The 24,313-nt window shown below is 58.2% G+C and carries 22 protein-coding genes; 11 read left to right on the forward strand and 11 right to left on the reverse strand.

All coding sequences use genetic code 11. The annotated features are described in order from the left end of the window. Positions 1-8 precede the first annotated feature (8 nt). Positions 9-614, forward strand: coding sequence for an OmpW/AlkL family protein (locus ACR0KG_RS14385; RefSeq protein WP_480547758.1), 606 nt, complete (start codon positions 9-11; stop codon positions 612-614). A gap of 47 nt (positions 615-661) precedes the next feature. Here ACR0KG_RS14385 and ACR0KG_RS14390 read toward each other — a convergent pair whose 3' ends face one another. From ACR0KG_RS14390 to ACR0KG_RS14405, 4 genes are all read right to left on the reverse strand, one after another. Next, positions 662-1,825 carry an isovaleryl-CoA dehydrogenase gene (locus ACR0KG_RS14390; RefSeq protein ID WP_480540799.1) on the reverse strand — a complete coding sequence of 388 codons (1,164 nt, stop codon included), beginning with the start codon at positions 1,823-1,825 and terminating at the stop codon, positions 662-664. 87 nt (positions 1,826-1,912) lie between these two features. Beyond that, on the reverse strand, positions 1,913-2,539 hold the full coding sequence (locus ACR0KG_RS14395; RefSeq protein ID WP_353008151.1) for an EF-hand domain-containing protein: 627 nt from the start codon (positions 2,537-2,539) through the stop codon (positions 1,913-1,915). A 214-nt stretch (positions 2,540-2,753) separates the two neighbouring features. Then, the gene (locus ACR0KG_RS14400) at positions 2,754-3,953 is read right to left on the reverse strand and encodes a DegT/DnrJ/EryC1/StrS family aminotransferase (protein ID WP_480827653.1); all 1,200 of its coding nucleotides are present in this window, start codon (positions 3,951-3,953) and stop codon (positions 2,754-2,756) included. Between the two features lie 39 nt (positions 3,954-3,992). Further along, complete coding sequence (locus ACR0KG_RS14405) at positions 3,993-4,664, reverse strand: HAD-IA family hydrolase (protein ID WP_480540793.1); 672 nt, start codon at positions 4,662-4,664, stop codon at positions 3,993-3,995. Positions 4,665-4,798: 134 nt separating this feature from the next. Here ACR0KG_RS14405 and glmU point away from each other — a divergent pair, with 134 nt between their 5' ends. From glmU to ACR0KG_RS14430, 5 genes are all read left to right on the forward strand, one after another. Then, positions 4,799-6,151 (forward strand): bifunctional UDP-N-acetylglucosamine diphosphorylase/glucosamine-1-phosphate N-acetyltransferase GlmU, encoded by a 1,353-nt coding sequence (gene glmU / locus ACR0KG_RS14410; protein WP_480547753.1) that lies wholly within the window; start codon positions 4,799-4,801, stop codon positions 6,149-6,151. A 4-nt stretch (positions 6,152-6,155) separates the two neighbouring features. Further along, on the forward strand, positions 6,156-7,979 hold the full coding sequence (gene glmS, locus ACR0KG_RS14415; RefSeq protein WP_170532251.1) for a glutamine--fructose-6-phosphate transaminase (isomerizing): 1,824 nt from the start codon (positions 6,156-6,158) through the stop codon (positions 7,977-7,979). Between the two features lie 8 nt (positions 7,980-7,987). Then, a complete protein-coding gene (locus ACR0KG_RS14420; RefSeq protein WP_480547752.1) occupies positions 7,988-8,335 on the forward strand; it encodes a hypothetical protein in 348 nt (115 codons plus the stop codon). Between the two features lie 61 nt (positions 8,336-8,396). Then, the gene (locus ACR0KG_RS14425) at positions 8,397-8,939 is read left to right on the forward strand and encodes a pyridoxamine 5'-phosphate oxidase family protein (RefSeq protein ID WP_480547751.1); all 543 of its coding nucleotides are present in this window, start codon (positions 8,397-8,399) and stop codon (positions 8,937-8,939) included. 1 nt (position 8,940) lies between these two features. Beyond that, positions 8,941-9,633 (forward strand): DNA alkylation repair protein, encoded by a 693-nt coding sequence (locus ACR0KG_RS14430; RefSeq protein WP_480547750.1) that lies wholly within the window; start codon positions 8,941-8,943, stop codon positions 9,631-9,633. Here ACR0KG_RS14430 and ACR0KG_RS14435 read toward each other — a convergent pair. Beyond that, positions 9,621-10,037: a hypothetical protein gene (locus ACR0KG_RS14435; protein WP_480540781.1), complete on the reverse strand. Its 417-nt coding sequence runs from the start codon at positions 10,035-10,037 to the stop codon at positions 9,621-9,623. The genes ACR0KG_RS14430 and ACR0KG_RS14435 overlap by 13 nt on opposite strands. Positions 10,038-10,127: 90 nt before the next feature. Here ACR0KG_RS14435 and moaA point away from each other — a divergent pair, with 90 nt between their 5' ends. Then, positions 10,128-11,135 (forward strand): GTP 3',8-cyclase MoaA, encoded by a 1,008-nt coding sequence (gene moaA, locus ACR0KG_RS14440; protein ID WP_480827654.1) that lies wholly within the window; start codon positions 10,128-10,130, stop codon positions 11,133-11,135. A gap of 1 nt (position 11,136) precedes the next feature. After that, on the forward strand, positions 11,137-12,468 hold the full coding sequence (locus ACR0KG_RS14445; RefSeq protein WP_480547748.1) for a 3-deoxy-D-manno-octulosonic acid transferase: 1,332 nt from the start codon (positions 11,137-11,139) through the stop codon (positions 12,466-12,468). Positions 12,469-12,510: 42 nt separating this feature from the next. On the opposite strand, the gene ACR0KG_RS14450 is transcribed toward ACR0KG_RS14445, so the two are convergent. Genes ACR0KG_RS14450 through ACR0KG_RS14470 form a run of 5 tightly spaced genes read right to left on the reverse strand, consistent with a single transcriptional unit; the run spans position 12,511 to position 19,056 of the window. Continuing rightward, positions 12,511-13,674: a M20 aminoacylase family protein gene (locus ACR0KG_RS14450; RefSeq protein WP_480540775.1), complete on the reverse strand. Its 1,164-nt coding sequence runs from the start codon at positions 13,672-13,674 to the stop codon at positions 12,511-12,513. 17 nt (positions 13,675-13,691) lie between these two features. After that, positions 13,692-14,855, reverse strand: coding sequence for a M20 aminoacylase family protein (locus tag ACR0KG_RS14455; RefSeq protein WP_480827655.1), 1,164 nt, complete (start codon positions 14,853-14,855; stop codon positions 13,692-13,694). Positions 14,856-14,870: 15 nt separating this feature from the next. Further along, positions 14,871-16,037 (reverse strand): M20 aminoacylase family protein, encoded by a 1,167-nt coding sequence (locus ACR0KG_RS14460; RefSeq protein ID WP_480827656.1) that lies wholly within the window; start codon positions 16,035-16,037, stop codon positions 14,871-14,873. Positions 16,038-16,063: 26 nt separating this feature from the next. Next, the gene (argE, locus tag ACR0KG_RS14465) at positions 16,064-17,230 is read right to left on the reverse strand and encodes an acetylornithine deacetylase (protein ID WP_480827657.1); all 1,167 of its coding nucleotides are present in this window, start codon (positions 17,228-17,230) and stop codon (positions 16,064-16,066) included. Between the two features lie 5 nt (positions 17,231-17,235). Further along, complete coding sequence (locus tag ACR0KG_RS14470) at positions 17,236-19,056, reverse strand: ABC transporter ATP-binding protein (RefSeq protein ID WP_480827658.1); 1,821 nt, start codon at positions 19,054-19,056, stop codon at positions 17,236-17,238. Between the two features lie 284 nt (positions 19,057-19,340). On the opposite strand from ACR0KG_RS14470, the gene ACR0KG_RS14475 reads away from it, so the two are divergent. The 3 genes from ACR0KG_RS14475 (at position 19,341) to ACR0KG_RS14485 (ending at position 23,119) form a co-directional block, all read left to right on the forward strand. Beyond that, the gene (locus ACR0KG_RS14475) at positions 19,341-21,047 is read left to right on the forward strand and encodes a peptide ABC transporter substrate-binding protein (protein ID WP_480540766.1); all 1,707 of its coding nucleotides are present in this window, start codon (positions 19,341-19,343) and stop codon (positions 21,045-21,047) included. Positions 21,048-21,138: 91 nt separating this feature from the next. Further along, positions 21,139-22,146, forward strand: coding sequence for an ABC transporter permease (locus ACR0KG_RS14480; protein ID WP_170532227.1), 1,008 nt, complete (start codon positions 21,139-21,141; stop codon positions 22,144-22,146). Then, positions 22,139-23,119, forward strand: a complete 981-nt coding sequence (locus ACR0KG_RS14485; RefSeq protein WP_170532225.1) for an ABC transporter permease — start codon at positions 22,139-22,141, stop codon at positions 23,117-23,119. Before ACR0KG_RS14480 ends, ACR0KG_RS14485 begins: the two co-directional genes overlap by 8 nt. Before the next feature lie 6 nt (positions 23,120-23,125). On the opposite strand, the gene ACR0KG_RS14490 is transcribed toward ACR0KG_RS14485, so the two are convergent. Continuing rightward, positions 23,126-24,262 carry an MFS transporter gene (locus tag ACR0KG_RS14490; RefSeq protein ID WP_480827659.1) on the reverse strand — a complete coding sequence of 379 codons (1,137 nt, stop codon included), beginning with the start codon at positions 24,260-24,262 and terminating at the stop codon, positions 23,126-23,128. Positions 24,263-24,313: the final 51 nt, after the last annotated feature.

The raw sequence follows: 24,313 nt of genomic DNA on the forward strand, positions 1-24,313 counted from the left end.
GCAAGATCATGATGAAAACGCTCGCCGCTTTGACATTCTCGACCGCACTGGCCGCTTTGGCCGTGCCCGCATTTGCCCAATCGCAGGGCGACTGGACCCTTGGCGTAGGTGTGGGATATCTGGACCCGAAATCCGACAACGGAACGCTTGCGGGGCTTAGCGCAGATATCGACGCGGATACCCGCCCGATCTTCACCGCCGAATACTTTATCCGCGACAATCTGGGGATCGAGCTCTTGGCTGCAACGCCCTTCAGCCACGACATCACTCTGGGAGGCAGCACTGATGCGGGCAGCGTCAAGCACCTGCCCCCGACCCTGTCGCTGAACTATCACTTCCCGACCAACACCGCTTGGAAACCCTATGTCGGGGCCGGTCTGAACTACACGATCTTCTTCGACGAAAGCTCTCCGCTGGGGGATCTCAAGGTCGATAACTCGTTCGGGGTCGCGCTGCAGGCCGGGCTGGACTATCAGGTCACCCAAAACGGGGCAGTCCGACTGAATGTGCGCTGGTTCGACATCGACTCGGACGTGACCCTGGATGGCGCCGATATCGGCACCGCCGAAATCGATCCCTGGCTGGTCGGTGTGTCCTACGTCCATCGGTTCTGATCCAATCCAAAGCGCCCCGTCGACCCAAAGTCAGCGGGGCGTTTTCTTCACTGCATCTCGTTCATCAGCTCGCGGCCAATCAGCATCCGGCGAATTTCGCTGGTGCCTGCACCGATCTCCATTAGTTTGGCATCTCGGAAAATCCGGCTGACCGGCGCGTCCGACAGGAACCCGGCCCCGCCCATCGCCTGAACCGCCTGATGCGCCTGCGTCATCGCAGCCTCTGAGGCATAGAGACAGCACGCCGCTGCATCCTGCCGCGTCACATCCCCACGATCGCAGGCCTTTGCAACTTCGTAGACATAAGCCCGGGCAGAGTTCATCGAGGTATACATATCCGCGATCTTGCCCTGCATCAGTTGGAAGCTGCCGATGGGTTTGCCGAACTGTTTGCGTTCGGCCAGATAGGGCATGATCTCATCAAGACAGGCCGCCATGATCCCGGTTCCGATCCCGGCCAGAACGACACGTTCGTAGTCGAGCCCAGACATCAGAACGGCAACGCCCTTGCCTTCTTCGCCCAGAACATTTTCGAACGGCACTTCGACATCTTCAAAGATCAGTTCTGCTGTATTGGACCCGCGCATTCCAAGCTTGTCGAAATGCGGTGAGGTCGAGAAGCCCTTCATCTCTTTTTCGATCAGAAACGCGGTGATTCCTTTGGACCCGGCCTCTGGGTCTGTCTTGGCGTAGACGACCAGCGTATCCGCGTCCGGCCCGTTGGTGATCCAGTATTTGTTGCCATTCAGCCGGTAATGATCGTTGCGCTTTTCCGCGCGCAGCTTCATCGAAACGACGTCCGACCCGGCCGAAGCCTCGGACATCGCCAATGCACCCACATGCGCGCCAGAAATCAGCCGCGGCAGGTACTTTTGCTTTTGCTCCTCATTGCCGTTCAGCTTGATCTGATTCACGCACAGGTTGGAATGCGCCCCGTATGACAGCGAAACCGATGCCGAGGCACGCGCCACTTCCTCTACTGCAATTGTATGAGCCAGATAGGACATTCCGGCCCCGCCATATTCCTCGGGCACCGTCACGCCCAGAAGGCCAAGCTCTCCCATCTCCGCCCATAGCTCATTGGGAAAAGCATTAGATGCGTCGATCTCGGCGGCCATCGGCTTGACCCGTTCCTGCGCCCAGCGATGCACCATCTCGCGCAGCGCGTTTACATCCTCGCCGAGATCAAAAGTCATTGCCGCCTGGAACATTTGGTCTGCCTCTGCGCTACACTTCAGTAATTGAACATGTGTTCATTTATAGCGAAACCAAGAGTGTCTGTCCAGTTGGAATGCGGTCTAGTGGTTCACGAACTCACCCAAGCTGATCCGCCCATCACCATCTGTATCTATTTGCTCCAAAATCTCAGAAGCGCGAGCGGCGCTGTGCATACCAATGGCCGCTCTGCATTCCGCGCTGACCTTGGCTTCGTCTTCACGAAAGCCGAACTCCAACTCTGCCAAGGTCACAAATCCGTCCTCGTTGGTATCGGCGGATGTGAAATCGTCAGCCCGGTAGCGTTCGTTTGCCGCTACGACTTCAGACAAGGTAATGCGGCCATCATTGTCAGCATCTGAGAAGCCAATTGCATCATCTGCCAGTTCTTCCGGCGACATTGACCAAACTTTCGCCAGTTCGGTTCCATCACAATCGCTAGGCAAGTTCACCTGCTCGGCCTGCTGCGTCATGTAACTCAGCATTTCGATCCGATCGACAAATCCATCGCCGTTGGTATCCTTGGCACGAAAATTGCCAGCGAAATCGGTTTTTGCAGATGCTCCAGACATCGATACAGCGGCTAAGATAGCGATCGTCAGAATTACTGGAGACGCCGCAACTACAGTCTTTTTCATGGTCGAAACCTCCTTCGAGTTTGAATGAGGCACTCCATCTTCAGCGATCAAGCGGCGCAAAGCCGCGCTCATGGTTTCCCCGCGCGCAGCAACCCTTGCGGCGAACGCGTTTTTTTCCGACAGGCTTAGCCTGACTTCCAGAGATTCAGATTTTTTCTCTTTGGTCATGGTTCCGCAATGATATCTGATGGTGTGCCCGCTCAAAGAAGCAAAGACACCTCAATTTGCCAGCATGATAACGTCCGTACGCAAGCGAAATCGTGTCCGGACAACGGATTTTGCTGTTTCAGGCCGTCGCCAGATTGTGGATCCGCGCGACTTCTTCCCGAGTTATTCGAGCAATCAGATCACAGTCCTGCAAAGAGAACGTGAGCGGGACACGCATATCCAAAATACCCGTAAGGATACGATCCGATCCCGGCATACATTCGCTTTCGACATAGCGCCAGCTGTCATAGCGAGAGGTGAAGCCTGTCGGTTCAGCCCCACCAAACCATTTCAACTCGACCCCCCGTTTTGCGCACCTATCAATAACCTCGGTGATCCGATCGGGAACCCAGTCCAGAAGCAGGAACTGGATCGACGAACCGACATAGGTTTCTTCCTCTGGCCGGTCCACAATTGTCAGCCCCGGTGTTCCGCGCAAGCCAGCCTCGATGGCCCGGTATCTTTCATTCCAACGCCCAACCTGCCGATCCAGATCGCGCAATTGCGGGCGCAGGATGGCAGCGCGCAAATTGTCCATGCGACCCGAGACATTGGGCGTGGTGTATTTGACGCGCTCGAAAACCTCGGGCGACGGGGCTGCCAGATGACGTTCATAGAGCATGTAAGAGCCCGACAGCATCGTGGCCTTGGCGGCAAGCTCCTCATCATCAGTGATCAGCAGTCCGCCTTCACCGGAATTGACATGTTTGTACGTCTGGCAGGAATAGCAGCCGATTGCCCCCTGCCGACCGGACAATTGCCCCCGCCAAGCCGCGCCCATCGTATGTGCGCAATCCTCGATCACGACCACACCAGCCGCATCACAAAGTTGCATCAACCGATCCATGTCGCATAGGTGACCGCGCATATGACTGAGCATCAGAACCCGCGCCTGATCCAGCTTGGTCTCAAGATCGTCCAGATCAATCGTCAGATTTTCCGAGACGCCTACAAACACAGGTTTAGCCCCAACAGATGCAATCGACCCCGGCACCGGTGCAAGGGTAAAGGCATTCGTCAGCACCGGATCGCCGGGCTGCACACCCACCGCGCGCAAGGCAGTCGCCAATGCGTAACCGCCTGAGGACACCGCCAGACAGTATTTCGCCCCCATCTGGGCGGCAAATTCCTGTTCCAACAATGCGGTCTCGCCCAGCTCACCCGGTGCGACGTTATAGCGATGCAGACGCCCATGGCGCAGGACGGCCAGCGCGGCCTCGATCGCCTCATCAGGGATCGGTTCCTGTTGGGTGAAGCTGCCGGTGAATGTCTCAGTCATGGCTCAGTTCTGGGGCTCTATCCGCGTCGGGTCAAGAGATCATGCCGCCGCACCGATCAGATCGGTCACAACACCCGGCAGATCGGCAAAATGATGCAGCAAAGCCTCGGGCTCCAACGCGGCCATATCATCCCCCGATGGCCCGAACGTAACCAGCACAGACGGCACGCCTGCGGCCTTTGCTGTGTTGCGGTCAGTATCAGAGTCCCCGATCAGAACGCACAGATCGGGATGCCCACCTGCCCGTCGTGCTGCTTCACGCAAGGGCGCGGGATCGGGTTTGCGTACGTGCAGCGTATCTGCACCAACCAGAGAAGCGAACTGATCGCGAACACCCATCTGAGTTAACAATTGATCCGCCAGCCGTTCGGGTTTGTTGGTGCAGATGCCGACGCCGTAGCCTGCGGCCTTTAGGGCGTCGACCGCCTCCAACGCACCCGGATAAAAACGCGTATGGGTGTCGATATCTTTAGAGTAAGCCTCGAGCAACACAGGATAGTAAGCATCCACCGTATCCTCGTTATAGGCCCCGACCCGTTTCAACCCGTGCCTCAGCATCATCCGACCACCACGCACCGCAATGCCCGCATCCTGTCCATGGACTAGCACATCCCCATGTCCCATCGCGCGAAAACAATGGTTTGCAGCGGCCAGCAAATCCCCGGATGTATCCGCCAAAGTCCCATCCAGATCGAAGATGACAGTGCGCATCGCGCCTCCTTGCTCGGCAGTTTTCCGCCATGTCATGTTGCAAACGGCAATCTTGTTTGATGGCCGAACGGCTTGCGCCTTTGCCCTCAGCGGATAAAACGGTCGGCAAGAAAACACAAAGAGAAAACGATTTCATGACCACTGCCCTTGTCATCCTTGCCGCTGGAAAAGGCACCCGGATGAATTCGGATATTCCAAAGGTACTGCATCCCATCGCCCAGGTTCCGATGCTGATCCACGCCATGCGCGCCGGGTCGGTGCTGTCGCCCGAGCGCACCGTGATCGTCACAGGCCACGGGTCCGAAGCCGTCGCCAAGGTCGCGCAGGCCGAAGATGAAACGGCGCAGATCGCAGTTCAGGAGGAGCAGCTGGGCACCGCGCATGCGGTTGCGCAAGCGCGCGACGCGCTCGAAGGTTTCGACGGTGATGTCGTTGTTCTCTACGGTGACACTCCGTTCTTGAAGCCCGATACGCTGGAACGCATGATCGAGGCCCGCGTGCAGAATGATCTTGTGATCCTGGGCTTTAAGGCCGCAGATCCCGCACGCTATGGGCGTCTGGTCATGAATGGTGACACGCTGGAGCGGATTGTCGAATTCAAAGAAGCATCAGATGAAGAACGCGCGATAAGTTTCTGCAATTCAGGGCTTTTAGCATGTAACGCAGAAACACTGTTGTCGCTGATTGATGCGGTGAGCAATGGCAATGCCGCGGGCGAGTACTACCTGACGGATGTGGTCGAAATCGCTCGCAACCGTGGTCTGAGCGTAACCGCCGTAGCTTGTGACGAAGCCCAGACACTGGGTGTGAATTCTCGCGCTGATCTGGCTGCGGCGGATGCTGTGTTTCAGACGCAGGCGCGCGCCGAGTTGCTGGATCTGGGCGTGACTCTGATGGCGCCGGAAACGGTTTATCTGGCCGCCGATACGGTCATCGGGCGCGATACGGTAATCGAACCCAACGTGGTCTTTGGCCCCGGCGTGACCGTAGAAAGCGGCGCGACGATCCGAGCTTATTCGCATCTGGAAGGCTGCCATGTCAGCCGAGGCGCCGTCGTCGGCCCCTATGCCCGCCTGCGCCCGGGTGCGGAACTCGCAGAAAACGCGAAAATCGGCAATTTCGTTGAGATCAAAAACGCTGAGATTGCCGAGGGCGCGAAGGTCAATCACCTTAGCTATGTCGGTGATGCTGTAGTTGGGGCCGCAACGAATATCGGTGCGGGCACGATCACTTGCAACTATGACGGCGTGATGAAGCACAAAACCACGATTGGTCACAACGTGTTTATCGGCTCGAATACCATGCTGGTTGCGCCGGTGACAGTGGGCGATGGGGCGATGACGGCGACCGGCACCGTGGTGACCAAAGATGTCGAAGCTGATGCCTTGGCCGTTGCGCGGGCCAAACAAGAAAACAAACCCGGCTATGCGCGCAAATTGTTTGATATGTTAAAGGCGAAAAAAGCTCGCCGCGATAAAGAGGCCTGAGTTTATGTGTGGAATTGTAGGTGTTCTGGGGCAGCATGAGGTCGCCCCTATTCTGGTTGAAGCCCTGAAACGGCTGGAATATCGCGGATATGATAGCGCCGGCATTGCCACTGTGAATGACGGGGCGCTGGGGCGTCGCCGGGCGGTAGGCAAGCTGGTCAACCTGAGTGACCTGCTGGTCCATGACCCGCTGCCTGGCAAATCCGGGATTGGCCACACTCGCTGGGCCACCCATGGTGCGCCATCGGTCAACAACGCCCACCCGCACAAGGCCGGCCCGGTCGCCGTTGTGCATAACGGCATCGTCGAAAACTACCGCGAACTGCGCGCCGAATTGGCCGAAAACGGGATCGGATTTGAAACCGAGACCGACACCGAGACCGTGGCTCTGATGGCCGAACATTTGCTGAATTCAGGCCTGTCCCCGGTCGAAGCGGCGTTCAAGACCATTGATCAGTTGGAAGGCGCATTTGCGCTGGCTTTTCTGTTCGACGGGCAAGACGACCTGATCGTCGCCGCGCGCAAGGGCTCACCCTTGGCCATCGGGCACGGGGATGGAGAGATGTTTGTGGGTTCCGACGCCATCGCATTAGCCCCTCTGACAAACAAGATCACCTATCTAGAGGAAGGCGACCGCGCTGTATTGACCCGCACCTCGCTTGAAATCCGCAATGAGGCCGGTGAATTGGCCAATCGGGAAATGCGCAAGATCAAGCTGGATCATGCGCGGGCCGACAAAGGCGAGCACAAACATTTCATGGCCAAAGAAATCGCAGAACAACCGGTTGTTGTGGCCGAAGCGATCCGGTCTTACCTGCCTACCGGCGGGGATCGGGTGGTTCTGCCAGATATCGATCTGGATTTCACCAAGCTTGACCGCTTAACCATGGTCGCCTGCGGGACCGCGTTTTACGCTTGCCTGACGGCGAAGTACTGGTTCGAACAACTGGCCAAAATGCCGGTCGAGGTCGATATCGCCAGCGAGTTTCGCTATCGCGAACCTCCGATCAGCGACCGCACCCTGGCCCTGTTTGTCAGCCAATCGGGCGAAACCGCCGATACGCTGGCTGCACTGCGCTATTGCGAAGGTAAGGCTGACAAGATCGTCTCTGTTGTTAACGTCCCCGAAAGCTCGATCGCACGGGAAAGCGATGTGGCACTGCCCATCCACGCAGGTATCGAGATCGGCGTGGCCTCGACAAAGGCCTTTACCTGCCAACTCAGCGTCTTGCTGATGCTGGCGCTCAAAGCCGCCGCCGACCGGGGCACCCTGACCGATGAGGAACTGGCCGATCACGCCGCCGCCTTGCGTGGTCTGCCCTCGGTTCTGAACTCGGCGCTGGATCAAAATCGCGCCATCCGCAAATCCGCCCAGCGCTTGTCCGAGGCGCGCGATGTCCTGTTCTTGGGGCGCGGCCTGATGTACCCGCTGGCCATGGAAGGCGCGCTAAAGCTGAAGGAAATCAGCTATATCCACGCCGAAGGGTATGCATCAGGTGAGCTGAAACACGGCCCCATCGCGCTGATCGACAAGCATATGCCGGTTGTGGTGATGGCACCGAAAGATACCGTGTTCGACAAGACCGTGTCCAATATGCAAGAGGTCATGGCGCGCAAGGGAAAGGTCATCCTGGTCTCAGACGATGATGGCATCGCCGAGGCCGAGGACGGGGTTTGGAGCACGATCCGAATGCCGCATATCCACCCTAGCCTTGCCCCGATCCTGTATTCTGTCCCCGCACAGCTGCTGGCCTATCACACAGCGGTGGCCAAGGGCACGGATGTGGATCAGCCGCGCAATCTGGCGAAGTCGGTGACGGTGGAATAGGCGGGAACATGGTTCAGCAGGACGCTATTGCGCAACTGATGTCCTTGATGCGTGCTTCGCGCACAGAGTACGAACGCTATTTGGCACAAGGCAAGACCTTTGGTCCGGCGCAGGCATTGCGCGCGACCAACCAACAGGTGCTGGATTTCATCGAAGACACTCCATTCAAAGCCGCCCCTGAACTGATGTCAGCGCTGGAAGACCTGCAAGAGCATTTGCGGGATTGGGCCCGAATCTGGGATCACGAGGCCAAATTGCGCGCCCCGGCGGATGAGGACGAATTCATATTCACAGGGTACAAAACCTATCCCAGGCATCTGGATGCCCTGCTCGCAGAACGGCGCTCAATCTCCTGAGTGCTGGACGGCCCATCCGTACGCGCTTAGTTTTGCCGCAACCCCTTACTCGGAGCGCATCATGGCCAAGCAATTCCCGCAACTCGACCCGCCGCATCAGACCTTCATAGAAGATCAGCACATGTTCTTTGTCGGAACCGCTGGGTCTGAGGGGCGAGTCAATATCTCGCCCAAGGGGATGGATTCCCTGCGTGTTCTGGGCCCGAACCGGATCATCTGGATGAACCTGACCGGCAGCGGCAATGAAACGGCTGGGCATCTACTGGACGTCAATCGCATGACTTTGATGTGGTGTTCCTTCACCACCCGCCCTTTGATCCTGCGCGCCTATGGTACCGCCAAAACACTCCACACAGGCGATGCGGGCTGGGAGGGGTTGGCCCAGCATTTCCCCGCCCATCGTAGCGCGAGGCAGATTTATGATCTGAGCATCGATATGGTTCAAACCTCCTGCGGCTACGCGGTACCCTTCATGGAATACACGTCGGAACGCGACACCATGCAGAAATGGGTAGATGGCAAGTCCGATGAGGACATCCGCGCCTATTGGGCAGACAAGAACCAGCAGACGATTGACAGCAAACCCACAGGAGTCCCTGCCTGAGATGCCACTGGTTGATCCCTATCTGGCCCAGATCAAGGCCCATGCCGATCCTGAACGCGGTGCCCAGATGGCAGCCTATCACAAGGCTGACCGCCCGTATCTGGGCGTCGCAAACCCCGTTCTGAATGATTTGACCAAAGCTTGGCGGCAAGAGCTGGACGTGCCGCAACGCGTGCAGTTGGCGGATGCGCTGTGGCAACTCAACACCCACGAAACCCGGCTCGCCGCCTCAAAACTCCTCACTCAGGCGCGTATCAGACCGGATGACGCCGTCTGGGAACTGCTGCAAAGCTGGCTGCCGGATTTCGATGCATGGGCCGTGGCCGATCATGCGGCTATGGCGATGCAAAAACGGCTGACGGCTGATCCCGCCCGGCTGGATCAGGTCGAGGTTTGGACAACATCAGATCACATGTGGACACGCCGCGCCGCCTTGGTGGCCACCCTGCCCTGGACCAAGCAAAACCATCCCAAACCTGATGATCTGCACCGCCGAGATCGCATACTGGGCTGGGCTGCCAGGTATGTGCCAGATCGCAACTGGTTCATCCAGAAAGCCATTGCCTGGTGGCTGCGCGAATTGTCAAAACACGATGCCCCGCGCGTTGTCGCGTTTTTGGAGCAGCATGGCCCGGCGATGAAACCCTTTGCGCGGCGGGAAGCCGGGAAGTACCTGAAAGATCAGTTGGCGTAGACGTCAACCTCAACCAGCGCATCCAAAGGCACCAAAAGTGTACGCATCGCATCCAGTGACAACTGGCTGCCGCCGCCTTCTGGTCCGCGCGACGGAATAAGCGTGATATACGCCTGTGCCCCGGTCCGGGGCACCACCACGCGGGCCGTAACCTCGGTATCCACAAGCGGCGTTTGCATCCAGCGCCCTGGCGTTGAGGGGTCCCCAAGAACAGCGGTAGTGGATTTGGCGCCGTCCCAGTTCGGTCGCGTCGTGACCGGCTCAGTTTCGGGTGCGGCTTCGGGTTCTGCATTGGCCTCTGTCTCGGGCGCGGCCTCGCTGCGCCCAAACACACGATCCGTCGTCGACCGCACCGTTTCGCAGCCGGCAAGCAGAACACACAGGAAAACAAGAACGTATTTCATACCCGAAACTTACAGCCACGCATCGATCTGTTCCAGCCCAAAGCATGTTAGCCCCTTGTCGCGGACCAGTTACCGATTTACCTATTACGCATGACTGCTCCGCTGATAGACCCCTTCGCACGTGCCATCACGTATCTCCGCGTCTCGGTAACGGATCGCTGCGATTTCCGCTGCGTCTACTGCATGTCCGAGCACATGACCTTTTTGCCGAAGAAAGATCTTCTGACCTTGGAAGAGTTGGACAGGATGTGTTCGACCTTTGTGAAGCTGGGCGTTCAAAAGCTGCGGATCACCGGGGGGGAACCTCTTGTGCGTCGCAACATCATGAGTTTCTTCCACTCCATGACGCGGCATCTGGACAGCGGCGCGCTCAAGGAACTGACGCTGACAACCAACGGCTCGCAACTTCATCGCTTTGCCGACGAACTCTATGCCGCCGGTGTGCGGCGTGTGAACGTCTCTCTGGATACGCTGGATGAAGACAAATTCGCCAAAGTCACCCGTTGGGGCCGCCTGAAACAGGTGTTGAACGGGATTGATGCGGCGCAAAAGGCCGGTTTGCGGGTCAAGATCAACGCGGTTGCTCTTAAAGGCTTCAACGAACCCGAACTGCCCCGCATCACCGAATGGTGTGCCGAACGCGATATGGACCTGACCTGGATCGAGGTGATGCCCATGGGCGATATCGGCAACGAGGATCGTCTGGATCAGTACTGGTCGCTGAAGGACGTTCGCAAGGAATATGAGAACCACTACAGCGTTACCGATCTGGCCGAACGGACCGGTGGACCCGCGCGCTATGTAAGGTTGGAAGAAACCGGGCAGAAGATTGGGTTCATCACACCCCTGTCCCATAATTTCTGCGAAAGCTGCAACCGGGTGCGCCTGACCTGCACGGGTGAGCTCTATATGTGTCTCGGTCAGGAAGACATGGCTGACCTGCGCGCCCCGCTGCGTGACCACCCCGACAGCGAAGCGCCCTTGGAGCATGCGATCCGCGCCGCCATCAACCTGAAACCCAAAGGCCATGATTTCGACTATTCCCGCCAAGCCGTTGATGGCCAGATGACCCGCCATATGAGCCATACGGGCGGCTAGGATGCCCGACCATCGCCCCGGTCGTCCGACACTGCTGTATCATCTCTACTGCGGGATCATTGCTGTGGCAGCGCCCTTGTTCTGGCGCACCGTGCGCCGCAAACTTGAATCTGCAGGTGTTCCAAACAAAAGACAGCAGGAACGGCTGGGTCATGCCAGCCTACCGCGACCCTCAGGACGTCTGATATGGTTTCACGCGGCCAGCGTTGGCGAAAGCCTGTCGGTCCTCAGCCTGATCAGGCGGTTGGGCACGCTTTTGCCCGACGCCGAGTTTCTGATCACATCCGGCACGCCGACATCTGCCGCGCTAATTGAGAAACGCCTGCCCCCCCGGACACGACACCAATACCCACCGCTGGATACGCATGGCCCGGTACAGCGCTTTCTCTCACACTGGAAACCCGATGCAGGCGTGTTTGTCGAAAGTGAAATCTGGCCTCAGCTGATCGTCGAAAGCGCCAGGGGCGGCGTGCCACTGGCCCTGCTGAACGCCCGTCTTTCGCAGAAATCTGTCGAGGGTTGGAAAAAGCGGCCCAAAACTGCGCGTTTCATATTGGACAGTTTTTATCTCTTCCTGACCCAGAATGACCGAACCGCAGCCAATCTGATCGAGATGGGTGCCAAACCCGAGGACGTGAAACCCGGCACCAACCTCAAAGCGATGTCCGATCCGTTGGACATCGACGAACAGGCGCTATCCGACATCCGCACGCAAATCGCAGGCCGCCCCGTCTGGATCGCCAGTTCTACCCATGAAGGCGAAGAGGAAACCGTGTTCGCGGCGCATAAGACGCTGCTTGAACGCTGGCCCGATCTGCTCCTGCTTCTGATCCCGCGCCATCCGGAACGCCGTGACGAAGTCGCCAAACTTCTACATCAGGCCAATCTCACAGCCGCTTTCCGCACGACGGGTGAACCGGTCACGGAGCAAACTCAAACCTACGTCGCCGACACGCTAGGTGAAACCGGCACGTGGTACGCGCTCTGCCCCATCGTGTTCCTTGGCGGATCGTTGAAAGAGATCGGCGGCCATAACCCATTCGAACCCGCCCAAGCCGGGGCCGCCATCCTCACCGGCCCGGGCTATTTCAACTTCGCCGAAACCTTCGCGCCCCTGATCAAGAGCGGAGGCGCAATCGAAATCCAAACCGCACAAGGGCTCTCCAACGCTGTTGCAACCTGGCTATCCGATGACAGCACCCTGACCACCGCGCGCAGCGCTGCCCAAACCTGCGTCAGCACTCAAAAAGACGCGCTGAACCAGGTCGCCGAAACGCTCTGCACGCACCTGAACCTTGCACCAAAGGCGCAGGATCCCTCTTCATCTGGCTAAAAATATCCCGGGGGTGTGGGGGCAGGGCCCCCACCCTCGCCATCAGGCCGCCGGCATCCGCTGCTCGACAATCTCAGCCCACCAGCTGCACCCGGCGGGAATGGCCTCGTCATTAAAGTTATATTCCGGGTGATGAACCATGGCCGTATCGCCATTGCCAACCAGAATATACGCCCCCGGGCGTTCCTCGAGCATGAACGCGAAATCTTCGCCGCCCATCACCAGAGGTGCATCCTCACAATCGCCAGAAACAGACCGGGCCACTTCTGCGGCAAACGTAGTCTGCTCGTCACTATTCACCATGACCGGATAGCCGCGAATATAGGTCACGTCCGCGGTGCCACCAAACGTCGCCGCAACCCCGTTGCAGATCTCATTGATCCGCTTTTCGGCCAGATCACGCATGTCGCTGCTCATCGTGCGAACAGTCCCTTTGATCTGCACCGTCTGCGGGATCACGTTGAACGCCTTCGACGAGGTTTCAAACGAGGTCACCGACACAACCACCTGATCAATCGGGTCCGCATTGCGCGATGCGATGGTTTGCAAGGCCAGCACCGCCTGCGCTGTCATCACGGTTGTATCGACGGTTTCCTGCGGTTTCGCCGCATGTCCGCCGCGCCCTTCAAAAGTAATGTCGAACTGATCAGTTGCGGCAAAGAACGAGCCCGGACGGATCGCAAAGCTACCAACCGGTTTACCCGGCCAGTTGTGCATTCCGTAGACCTCCTGAATGTTCCAGCGGTCCATCATGCCGTCTTCGCACATCTCGCGCCCACCGCCACCGCCTTCTTCGGCGGGCTGGAAGATTACGACAACGGTGCCGTCGAAGTTTCGCGTCTCCGACAGGTACTTCGCAGCCCCCAACAACATCGCCGTATGACCGTCATGCCCACAGGCATGCATGGCTCCATCTGTTTTTGAGGCATAGTCCAGACCTGTCGCCTCGTGGATTGGCAATGCATCCATATCCGCGCGCAGGCCAATGACCTTTCCCTTGCTGTCAGACTTGCCCTTGATCACACCCACAACGCCGGTGCGGCCAATTCCGGTGACTACCTCATCACAGCCGAACTCTTTCAGCTTCTCCGCAACCATTGCGCTGGTACGATGCGTTTCGAACAGAATTTCGGGGTTCTCGTGCAAATCCCGTCGCCATTCGGTGATTTCGGCCTGCAATTCGGCAAAGCGGTTCTTAACTGGCATGTCTTCTCTCTCCTACTTCAAGCCGCCGGCATCCGGCGCTCGACCATTTCGGCAAACCACGAACATCCAATCGGGATGATCTCGTCGTTGAAATTATATTCTGGGTGGTGCAGCCCTGGGCTGTCGCCGTTGCCCAGAATGATGAAGGCGCCGGGGCGTTCTTCGAGCATGAATGAGAAATCCTCGCCGCCCATAACCATAGGAGCCTCGCCGCAGCTTCCACCAACCGCAATCGCGGCCTCTTCGGCGTAGCCGGTTTGTTCTTCGGCGTTGATCGTGACCGGAACGCCTTTGTTGTACGTCACGGTCGCCGTGCCGCCCATCGTTGCTGCGATCCCGGTCGCAACTTCGGTCAGCCGCTTTTCGATCATGGCGCGCATCTCTTTGGAATGGGTGCGCACTGTTCCTCGCACACGAGCCGATTGCGGGATCACGTTGAACGCCTTCGATGATGTCTCAACTGAGGTCACAGACAAAACACCCTGTTCAATCGGGTCCGCGTTGCGCGCGACAACCGTTTGCAGCGCCACGATCAGCTGAGACAGCATTACCGTAGTATCCACCGTCTCCTGCGGTTTGGCCGCATGCCCGCCATGACCTTCCAAATGGATGTCGAACTCGTCCGCCGCCGCCAACAGAGGTCCCGAACGGATCGCGAATTGCCCCGTGGGCAGGCCCGGCACGTTATGCATGGCATAGACTTCCTGAATGCCGAACCGGTCCATCAACCCATCCTGACACATGGCCTCGGCCCCATTGCCGCCCTCTTCCGCGGGTTGAAAGATCACAACTGCCGTACCATCGAAATTGCGTGTTTCGGCCAGGTATTTCGCAGCCCCAAGAACCATTGCCGTATGACCATCATGCCCACAGGCATGCATCGCATCAGGCGTTTTCGAGGCGTAATCCAGCCCGGTCTGCTCCTGCATGGGCAGCGCGTCCATGTCCGCCCGCAACCCAATGGCCCGACCTTGCGTATCAGTCTTGCCCCTAATTACGCCAACCACACCGGTACGACCGATGCCGGTGACCACCTCGTCACAACCGAATTCTTTCAGCTTGTCAGCCACCAAAGCGCTGGTGCGGTGGGTGTCGTAGAGGATTTCGGGGTGTTTATGAATGTCACGCCGCCAACCGGTGATCTCTTGATGCAGCTCTGCAAGGCGGTTTCTGATCGGCATGGCATTCTCCCTTTGTTAGGCGATGGGCAATCGTCGTTCCACAAGCTCGGCAAACCAGCTGCAGCCGGCGGGAATCGCGTCGTCATCGAAGTTGTATTCCGGGTGGTGGCACATGGCCGTATCCCCGTTTCCAACAAAGATGTAGGCTCCGGGCCGTTCTTCAAGCATGTAGGCGAAATCTTCTGACGGCATGATGGGATCGGTGCTGTCATTCACCTTGCCTGCAACAGCGGCGGCGGCTTCGGCGGCGTATCCTGTTTCCGCCTCGGAATTCACCGTCACCGGATACCCAGGCTTCCATGTTACCTGTGCGGTCGCACCAAAGGCCGAGGCCGTGTCTTCGGCAATCCGGCGCACGCGTTCTTCGGCAATCGTGCGATACTCGGGGTCAAGCGTCCGCACCGTGCCCTTCAGCCTGACCGTATGCGCAATCACATTCGAGGCGACGCTGTCCGTCTCGAACGTACCAACCGTCAGGACAACGCGTTTAATCGGATCGACAGTTCGCGCCACAACCGACTGCAAAGACACAACAATATGCGAAGCAACGAGCGTTGTATCGACGGCTTCATGCGGGGCTGCAGCGTGGCCGCCTTTGCCTGTTACAACGACCTCAAACTCATCGGACGACGCCAGCAACGCACCGGGCCGGATCGCGAATTCGCCAACCGGTAGGCCGGGCATATTGTGCATCCCGTATACTTCCTGAATGCCCCAACGATCCATCAACCCGTCCTGACACATGGCCAATCCCCCGGCCCCGCCTTCTTCGGCTGGTTGAAAGATCAGCACCACAGTGCCATCGAAGTTCCGCGTCTCAGCCAAATACTGCGCCGCCCCCAGCAGCATCGAGGTATGACCATCATGCCCGCACGCATGCATCTTGCCGGACACGGTCGAGGCGTAGTCCAATCCCGTCGCCTCTTCGATGGGCAAAGCATCCATATCGGCACGCAGTCCGATCACCCGACCTTTGGTATCTGTCCGACCCTTAATCACCGCCACGACACCGGTTTGGCCGATGCCCGGCGTGATGTCATCGACGCCAAACTCATTAAGGCGGTCAACCACAAAACCCGCGGTTTCGTGGACGTCATACATCAGCTCGGGATGCATATGCAGATGGCGGCGCCATTTGGTAATCTCATCCTGCATCTCGGCAAGTCTGTTTTTGACCGGCATTTGAAGCCTCCTTAAAAAGGGCTGGATCAGCCTGACAATTTTTCAACCAACCGCTGCATGAACGCGTGCCCTGCTTCGAACTGCACGACCGAGATAAACTCGTTCGGTTGATGCGCCTGCGCAATATCACCGGGGCCGCAGATGACAGCCGAATAGCCTGCTTCCTGAAATTGGCCCGCTTCGGTGCCGTAACTGACCACATGGCTGGCATTGTCGCCGGTCAGAGCGCGCACCAAAGCTTCGGCCTCACCATCCTGCTCGGGCACCAGACCGGGGATCGAGAAGTTCTCGGAAATCTCAATACGGGCTTCAGGGTGTACGGCCTGCATCCGCGTCTCAACCGCGCGCACCTGCTGGAAATACGCATCTCGCCATTCGGCCTTGGCTTCATCCGGCACGGTCCGGAAATCCATCATGAAATGGCAATCTTTCGCGGTGATGTTATGCGCTGTACCGCCTTCGATCATACCCACATGAACGGTGGTCCAGGGCGGATCAAACACCGCCGCCGTGTCACTTGGCGTCGCAGCCCGGTTGCGGGCGTTCTGTTCATTGGCCCAATTGATCAGAGGCGCCGCCTCCATGATCGCATTGACGCCTGTATGCATGATTGAGCTATGGACCTCGAACCCGATCATATGCGTGTCATAACCGAACCCTCCCTTGTGACCCGTGACAGCCTGCATCACCGATGGCTCACCGACGATCACAGCCGACCCTTTGGGCAAAACCTTCTGCATTGCCTCAATCATGGGCGGCGCGCCGGTGCAGCCGACTTCTTCATCAAAGCTCAGCGCCAATTGCAGCGGGCGTTTGAGATCGGCGTAGTGCGCCTCGACCAGGGCCCAGATCGCCAGCGCGTCAAATCCCTTCATATCGCAGGTGCCGCGGCCAAAATATTTACCATCTTTCTCGGTCACAACAAAAGGGTCGGAATCCCAAGGTTGCCCGTCGACCGGCACCACATCTGTGTGGCCAGAAAGGACGACCGCGCCTTCTTCCCAAGGACCCACATGCGCAAAGATCGCTGCCTTGTGCGGTTGGTTCGGGTCAGGCCAGCGATGCGCCTTGATCCCATGCTCGCCCAGATACCCTTCGACCCAATCGACCAGCGGCAGGTTGCTTTCACGGCTTACGGTTGGGAACGAGATCAGTTCGGTCATGATCTCAAGCGGCGTCAGACGCTGTGCCATGTGGGTCAGTATCCGCTATCCGTGGTCAGGATAAAGTGCCCCGGCTCGACCTCGCGGTACTCAGACGGTTCCGGCTTGTAGTCAATCGGATGAATGGGCGACGGGATCGGTTTGAAATTCAAGTCTTTTTCCGACTTTCGCTGATTTGGATCAGCAATTGGAACCGCCTTCATCAGCGCCTGTGTATAGGGGTGCTGTGGGTTCTCAAATACCCGCGCACGCGGTCCAAGTTCCACGATCCGACCCAAATACATAACGCCCACATAATGGCTGACACGCTCGACCACAGCCATGTCGTGGCTGATGAACAGGTAGGACAGGCCAAGTTCAGATTGCAGTTCCATCATCAGGTTCAGAACCTGCGCCTGCACAGACACATCAAGGGCCGAGACCGCCTCATCCGCGATGATCAGCTTAGGGTTCAGGGCCAATGCACGGGCGATGGCAATCCGTTGACGTTGACCGCCTGACATCTCGTGCGGGAAGCGACGCATGAAGCTGCGAGGCAATTGTACTTTGTCGAACAGTTGCGCGACGCGGTCCTGCAATTCCGACCCTGAGGCGACGCCGTAGTTGCGCATCGGCTCGGCCACCTGATCGACCAGCTGCATCTGCGGATTGAGCGAGGCAAACGGGTCTTGAAAGATCATCTGCATGTCCAGCCGCGCCTTACGCAGGCCGGAAGGATCCAGTTTCATAATGTCGACGCCGTCCAGATTGATCTCGCCGGCCATAGGCTCGACCAACCGCAGGATCGAGCGTCCAGCCGAGGATTTTCCACACCCCGATTCGCCCACCAGGCTCAGCGTTTGCCCCCTGTTGAGGGTAAAGGACACATCCTCAACCGCATGAACGTTCGAGATAGTACGACGTAGTAAGCCACCTTTGACCGGGAAGCGCGTTGTCAGGTTGTTGACAGTCAGCAGAACCTCTTCGGTGCCCGGGATGGGGGCGATGTTCTGCCCTTCGACCCCCAGCAGTTTCATGGGTTCAGGCGCAGATTTGCCGCGCATCTCACCCAGCTTCGGCACCGCCGCCAGCAGCGCTTTGGTATAATCATGCTGCGGGTTCTCGAAGATTTCTTTTACGGTGCCCTCTTCAACCTTGTTGCCGCGGAACATGACAACAACCCGATCCGCCATCTGCGCCACAACAGCCATATCATGGGTGATGAACATCACCGCCGTACCTGTTTCCCGCTTCAGCCGGTCCATCAACGCCAGAATCTCGGCCTGAATGGTCACATCCAGCGCGGTCGTGGGTTCGTCCGCGATCAGCAGGCGCGGTTCACACGCCATCGCCATCGCAATCACAACACGCTGCCGCATGCCACCCGACAATTCATGGGGGTACTGTTTCAAACGACGCTCAGGTTCAGGGATTCGAACCTGGCGCAGCAACTCAAGCGCGCACTCCTCGGCCTGCGCCTTGGACATATCTTTGTGGATGCGCAGCCCTTCGGTCAGCTGGCGTCCGACCGTGAAAACCGGGTTCAGCGCAGTCATCGGTTCCTGAAAGATCATCCCGATCTCATTGCCGCGAATCTGTTTCATCAGATCCTGATCGGCGTTCGACAGGTCCATCTCTTCGCCGTCGCGGCGGTCAAACAACAGTTCTCCACCCGCGATTTCGCCGCCACCGAACTCGACCAAGCGCATCAACGACAGCGAGGAAACCGATTTCCCTGAGCCAGATTCGCCAACGATACAAACGGTTTCGCCGGGATTTACTTCGAACGAGACATCCTCGACACCCACTACAGGGCCATCTTTCGTTTGAAACTCGACCCGCAGTTTCTTGATCTGTGCAATAGGTTGATCCAGCACGCACGCGCTCCCGTTGGTAATCTTTTTTTGTTCGGATGCCCGACGCTAAGGCGGCAAGGCAGGAAAAGTCAAACCCGTTGCCATTTTTCCCGACGGCAACCCTTGCTTTTTTCCAGAGTTCTGTTTCGATACCTCGCGTAACCGTGATGGGGAGATCATGGATTCCGTGGGTCTTAGCAGATTTTGCGGCAACAATTCAGACCCTTACCCAAAGCGGCAACGCCAAATCCGCAGGCCTTGCGGAGATAATCGAGACACGGAAGTGTCCTTTTCGGGAGTTTATTATGAAGATCAAAACCCTTTTGCTCGGTGCGATCGCAAGCACGGCGATGGCCCCGATGGCCTTGGCCGAGCGTGGATCGGACGGCAATGTCAGCATCATTTATTGGCAGGCTCCGTCGATCCTGAACCCCTTTTTGTCGGGCGGAACCAAGGACGTTGAATCCGCATCGCTGGTGATCGAGCCACTCGCGCGCTACGACCAAGATGGCAACATGGTGCCCTATCTGGCGTCAGAGATTCCGACCGTTGAAAACGGTGGAGTTAGCGAGGACCTGACCTCGATCACATGGAAGATCGCACCGGGAATCACTTGGTCGGATGGCTCGGCGTTTACCTCGGCAGATGTGGTCTTTACCGCGAACTATTGCATGGACCCCGAAGGTGGCTGTGCGCAAGTCACCAAGTTTGAAGGCGTCACCAATGTCGAAGCGGTGGATGACTTGACCGTCAAAGTCACCTTCGACAAACCGACCCCCTTCCCCTACGGACCGTTTGTGGGTGGTGAAAGCCCGATCATTCAGGCCGCTCAGTTCGCGGATTGCATGGGCGCGAAGGCCCCCGAATGCACCGAACAGAACTTTAACCCCATCGGCACTGGCCCATTTGTCGTCACCGAATTCAAGCCAAATGACGTGATCACCTTCAAGGCCAACGACAACTATCGCGATCCGGCGAAACCTGCCTTTGCGACAGTCACCTTCAAAGGTGGCGGCGATGCAACCGCGGCTGGTCGTGCTGTTATGGAAACCGGCGAGTTTGACTATGCCTGGAACCTGCAGCTGGCGCCCGAAGTGATCGCGCAGATGCAAGAAGGTGGCAAAGGTACCCCGGTTGCGGGCTTCGGTCCTCTGGTCGAGCGTATCATGCTGAACCAGACCAACCCGTCGCCTGACCTGCCGGAAGGCGAGCGGTCGACCGCAACGCATCCGCACCCGTTCCTGCAGGACCCGGCCGTTTACAAAGCCATGTCCATGGCCATCGACCGCCCGCTACTGGTTGAGATCGGCTATGGTCAGGCAGGCAAAGTGACCTGTAACTGGGTTCCGGCCCCGGCTGCGTTCAACTCGACCTCGATGACCTGTGACACGCAGGATATCGCGGGCGCAAACGCCCTGCTGGACGAAGCAGGCATCGTTGACACAAATGGCGACGGCGTCCGTGAAAAAGACGGTGTTCCGCTGAAAGTCGTCTATCAAACGTCTACCAACGCCGTCCGTCAGGACTTCCAGGCGTTGATCAAGGAATGGTGGAGCCAGATCGGTATCGAAACTGAACTGCGCAACATCAACGCGTCGGTCTTCTTCGGTGGTGACCCGGGCTCGCCCGACACATTCCAGAAGTTCTATGCCGACGTTGAAATGTACGCCAACACCTTCAACGGCACCGACCCTCAGTCCTATCTGGGCAACGGTCTATGCGACAAGGCTCCTCGTCCCGATACACAGTGGCAGGGTGAAAACATCAGCCGCTTCTGCAACGAAGAGTTCGATACGCTGCATGCGCAGCTGGCCGAAACTGCCGGTCTGGAACAGCGTGCCGAGATCGCGAAACAGCTGAACGACATCATGGTTGAAAACGGCGGTATGATCCCGCTTGTGCACCGTGGTCGCCTGTCGGCACATGCAAACACCCTGGGTGGCGTTGTCCTGAACGTTTGGGACAGCGAACTTTGGAATATCGCTGACTGGTACCGCAAGACCGGTTCCTAAGCGTTAGCCTTGCAAAGCCGCGCCCCGATCTTCGGGGCGCGGTGCTTTGCACACCACCCCAACAAGAAGACGCATATAAAGGCGCCTCTTAATGCTTAATTTTACCATCAGACGACTGATATTGGCGGTGCCTACACTGCTGTTCATCAGCCTCGTCATCTTCCTGCTCCTCGAACTCGCACCTGGCGATCCGATGGCACAGGTTCCGCTAACCGTTCCTCCCGAAGTCAAAGAGAAGATGCGCGAAGCGCTCGGCCTCGGCCAGCCGATGCATATCCGGTTCTGGAAATGGATCGTTCAGTTCTTCTGGATCGAACCGCAGGTTCTGATTGACCACATGTTCGGCACCACCTTTTCCGAAGGTGATCTACGTGTGATTTCGTGGCAGACCCGTTCGCCGGTCATGGACATCGTCGTTCAGCGCATCCCACAGACCCTGTGGGTTGTTGGCACTGCCTATGTAGTTGCGATCCTGATCGCCCTGCCCATCGGTATCTATTCGGCCTATCGCCAGTATTCCTGGTTCGACCAAATGGGCACATTCGTGTCGATGGTTGGTTTCTCGGTCCCGCCCTTCTTCTCGGGCGTTCTGGTGATCGTGATCTTCTCAGTCCAGCTTGGCTGGTTCCCTTCGATCTATGACACCACGCTGGTGGTCAACAGTTGGGACAGCTTTGTCGTGCAGCTCAAGCAAATGATCATGCCAGTCATGGTTCTGGCGCTTCAGATCACCGCTCAGCTGAGTCGGTTTATGCGCGCCTCGATGCTGGACAACCTCAATCAGGATTACGTCCGCACCGCCCGCGCCAAGGGCCTCAGCGAATACACCGTCGTCATGGTCCACGTCCTGCGCAATTCGATGATCCCTGTGGTCACAGTGATCGCGCTGGGTATCCCGGCCATCTTTGGCGGCGCCATCATCACCGAGCAGGTTTTTAAGGTGAACGGCATCGGCCAGTTGCTGATCGGGGCCATTCAGGCCAACGATCTGCCGATGGTTCAAACCCTGACCTTCATCTTTGCCGTGCTGATCGTACTGTTCAACCTGATCGCCGACGTCCTGTACGGCATCCTGGACCCGAGGATTCGCTATGACTGATCATGATCGTACCGATACGCTGGTCCCGGATGAAGGCATTGCACCCGCGTCTACTGCCCTGCCAACTGCAGGCGTGATGGACGATCTGACCACCCCCCCCCGCAGCCAGTGGCGCGATGTGTGGGATCAGTTCAAGACACACAAAGGCGCGATGATTGGGGCGGTCCTGTTCATCTTCATCGTCGCTGCAGTGTATCTGGGCCCGTATCTCTGGACCATCGACCCGACGCAGATCGACATCCGGTCGCGTAATCAGGGTCCAAGCTGGGCGCACCCTTTTGGCACCGACCAGTTGGGCCGCGATATTCTGGCGCGGATGATGTCAGGTGGGCAAACCTCGGTTTCGGTGGGTATCACCGCGATGCTGCTGGCGCTGTTCTTGGGCTCATTCATCGGTGTGGTCGCTGGGTTCTTCAAACGGCTCGACGGGCCGCTGATGCGCCTGACCGATCTGTTTCTGGCCCTACCTCTGCTGCCCTTGCTGCTGGTCATGATGCTGCTGTTCCGCGAGCCCTTGTCTGCCGCATTCGGGCTGGAACGCGGGATTTTCATCCTGATCGTGTGCGCCATCGGCATCACCTCGTGGATGCCGACAGCCCGGATCGTTCGGGGCGATGTTTTGGCCATCAAGGAACGAGAGTTCGTTCTGGCAGCCCGATCCATCGGCACCAGCAACAGCCAGATCATCACGCGGCACATCCTGCCGAACGTGCTGTCTCCGATCATGGTGTCAGCGACACTGGGGATTGCCACCGCGATCATCACCGAAAGCGCGCTGTCCTTCTTGGGGCTGGGCTTCCCGCCTGACTTCCCGACCTGGGGCCGCTTGCTATTCGATGGCGTCGATTACCTGCAGCAATACCCCGAGCGCGTGTTCTGGCCCGGCCTCGCCATCTCGCTCACGGTGCTCAGCGTCAACTATCTGGGTGACGGCCTGCGAGACGCGCTGGATCCGCGTATTCGCGGACGTTAATCAAACTCAGTCGGCGCGCTTCAGCGCGCCGGCGCATACAACGATCAGAACGGCAAGCGGCAGCAAGACACCAAAGGCCATTCTCAGCGTCAGCAACTCTGCCAAAAACCCGATCAGGGGCGGCCCGATCAGCAGGCCGCCATAGCCAAGCGTTGCCACGCTGGCGATGGCCTGCCCCGGCGGTATCTGTGGGTCATTCGCGGCACGGCTAAACGCCAAAGGCATAATCACCGCATATCCCACGCCCATCAGCGTAAAGCCCACCAAAGCCAGCGGAGCGGCCCCGGCCGAGACAACACAAAACACGCCCATAGCGGCGAACATTCCACCACCCCGTGCCGCAGCAACCGGCCCGACCCAAGCAATCACCATCCCTCCCGCAAGACGACATACCACCATCGCGACCGAGAACACGGCATAGCCCAGCGTCGCAATGCTTTCGGCAGCGCCAGTGACATCGCGCAGGAAAATCGCGCTCCAATCCGCGACGGCCCCTTCGCCGAGCGCACCGCACAAGGCCGTGAACCCCACCAGGATCAGCACCCCAGACGGGAACGCAAAAACTGATCCCTGCGACTGCACCGAACGCCGGGAAGTCCATTGCACCCAAGACAGCGCCAAAGCCAGAGCCACAACCAGACCGCCAGCCGCCAGGAAATGTTGCAACACGCTCATCTGCATCTGAACAGCCGCATACCCGCTGATCGCGCCCAGCCCTGCCCCAAGGCTCCACATCGCGTGGAATGAGGACATCAATGGTTTCTCGTAGGCGCTTTCAACTTCGGCGGCCCAGGCATTCATGGCCACATCCATCGACCCGTGAAACGCCCCGAAGACAAACAGAAAGACAGCCAGCAGGGTGAAACTGTCCGCCAGCCCCAACAGCACCAGAGATCCGGTATAGAGAACCGCGATAACCCGCGTGATTGCAACGGCGCCAAACCGGTCGGTCAGTCGCCCAGTGACGGGAAAGGAGCACACCGCGCCCGCTGCCATGAACAGCAGGCCATAGCCCAACGCCTCATGGCTCAGCTGCAGATGATCCCGAACCGCCGGAATGCGCGAGGCCCAGATACCAAACAACGCACCGTTGAGGATGAACATCGCGGTCACAGCCCGCCATGCTGAAACGACACTGATCACAGGGATGCTCCGATTGTGTGACTATCGCTGCCGGTCACTAGTACAAAGCTT

It is taken from the genome of Ruegeria sp. H4, from assembly GCF_056533065.1.

Bases quoted from the DNA above. Each gene is read 5' to 3' on its own strand.
- ACR0KG_RS14435 (WP_480540781.1), bottom strand. From the start codon at position 10,037: ATGAAATACGTTCTTGTTTTCCTGTGTGTTCTGCTTGCCGGCTGCGAA.
- glmS (WP_170532251.1), top strand. From the start codon at position 6,156: ATGTGTGGAATTGTAGGTGTTCTGGGGCAGCATGAGGTCGCCCCTATT.
- ACR0KG_RS14420 (WP_480547752.1), top strand. From the start codon at position 7,988: ATGGTTCAGCAGGACGCTATTGCGCAACTGATGTCCTTGATGCGTGCT.
- ACR0KG_RS14430 (WP_480547750.1), top strand. From the start codon at position 8,941: ATGCCACTGGTTGATCCCTATCTGGCCCAGATCAAGGCCCATGCCGAT.
- ACR0KG_RS14460 (WP_480827656.1), bottom strand. From the start codon at position 16,037: ATGCCGGTCAAAAACAGACTTGCCGAGATGCAGGATGAGATTACCAAA.
- ACR0KG_RS14475 (WP_480540766.1), top strand. From the start codon at position 19,341: ATGAAGATCAAAACCCTTTTGCTCGGTGCGATCGCAAGCACGGCGATG.
- ACR0KG_RS14485 (WP_170532225.1), top strand. From the start codon at position 22,139: ATGACTGATCATGATCGTACCGATACGCTGGTCCCGGATGAAGGCATT.
- ACR0KG_RS14455 (WP_480827655.1), bottom strand. From the start codon at position 14,855: ATGCCGATCAGAAACCGCCTTGCAGAGCTGCATCAAGAGATCACCGGT.
- ACR0KG_RS14385 (WP_480547758.1), top strand. From the start codon at position 9: ATGATGAAAACGCTCGCCGCTTTGACATTCTCGACCGCACTGGCCGCT.
- ACR0KG_RS14450 (WP_480540775.1), bottom strand. From the start codon at position 13,674: ATGCCAGTTAAGAACCGCTTTGCCGAATTGCAGGCCGAAATCACCGAA.
- ACR0KG_RS14425 (WP_480547751.1), top strand. From the start codon at position 8,397: ATGGCCAAGCAATTCCCGCAACTCGACCCGCCGCATCAGACCTTCATA.
- moaA (WP_480827654.1), top strand. From the start codon at position 10,128: ATGACTGCTCCGCTGATAGACCCCTTCGCACGTGCCATCACGTATCTC.
- glmU (WP_480547753.1), top strand. From the start codon at position 4,799: ATGACCACTGCCCTTGTCATCCTTGCCGCTGGAAAAGGCACCCGGATG.
- argE (WP_480827657.1), bottom strand. From the start codon at position 17,230: ATGGCACAGCGTCTGACGCCGCTTGAGATCATGACCGAACTGATCTCG.
- ACR0KG_RS14445 (WP_480547748.1), top strand. From the start codon at position 11,137: ATGCCCGACCATCGCCCCGGTCGTCCGACACTGCTGTATCATCTCTAC.
- ACR0KG_RS14390 (WP_480540799.1), bottom strand. From the start codon at position 1,825: ATGTTCCAGGCGGCAATGACTTTTGATCTCGGCGAGGATGTAAACGCG.
- ACR0KG_RS14480 (WP_170532227.1), top strand. From the start codon at position 21,139: ATGCTTAATTTTACCATCAGACGACTGATATTGGCGGTGCCTACACTG.
- ACR0KG_RS14400 (WP_480827653.1), bottom strand. From the start codon at position 3,953: ATGACTGAGACATTCACCGGCAGCTTCACCCAACAGGAACCGATCCCT.
- ACR0KG_RS14395 (WP_353008151.1), bottom strand. From the start codon at position 2,539: ATGAGCGCGGCTTTGCGCCGCTTGATCGCTGAAGATGGAGTGCCTCAT.
- ACR0KG_RS14405 (WP_480540793.1), bottom strand. From the start codon at position 4,664: ATGCGCACTGTCATCTTCGATCTGGATGGGACTTTGGCGGATACATCC.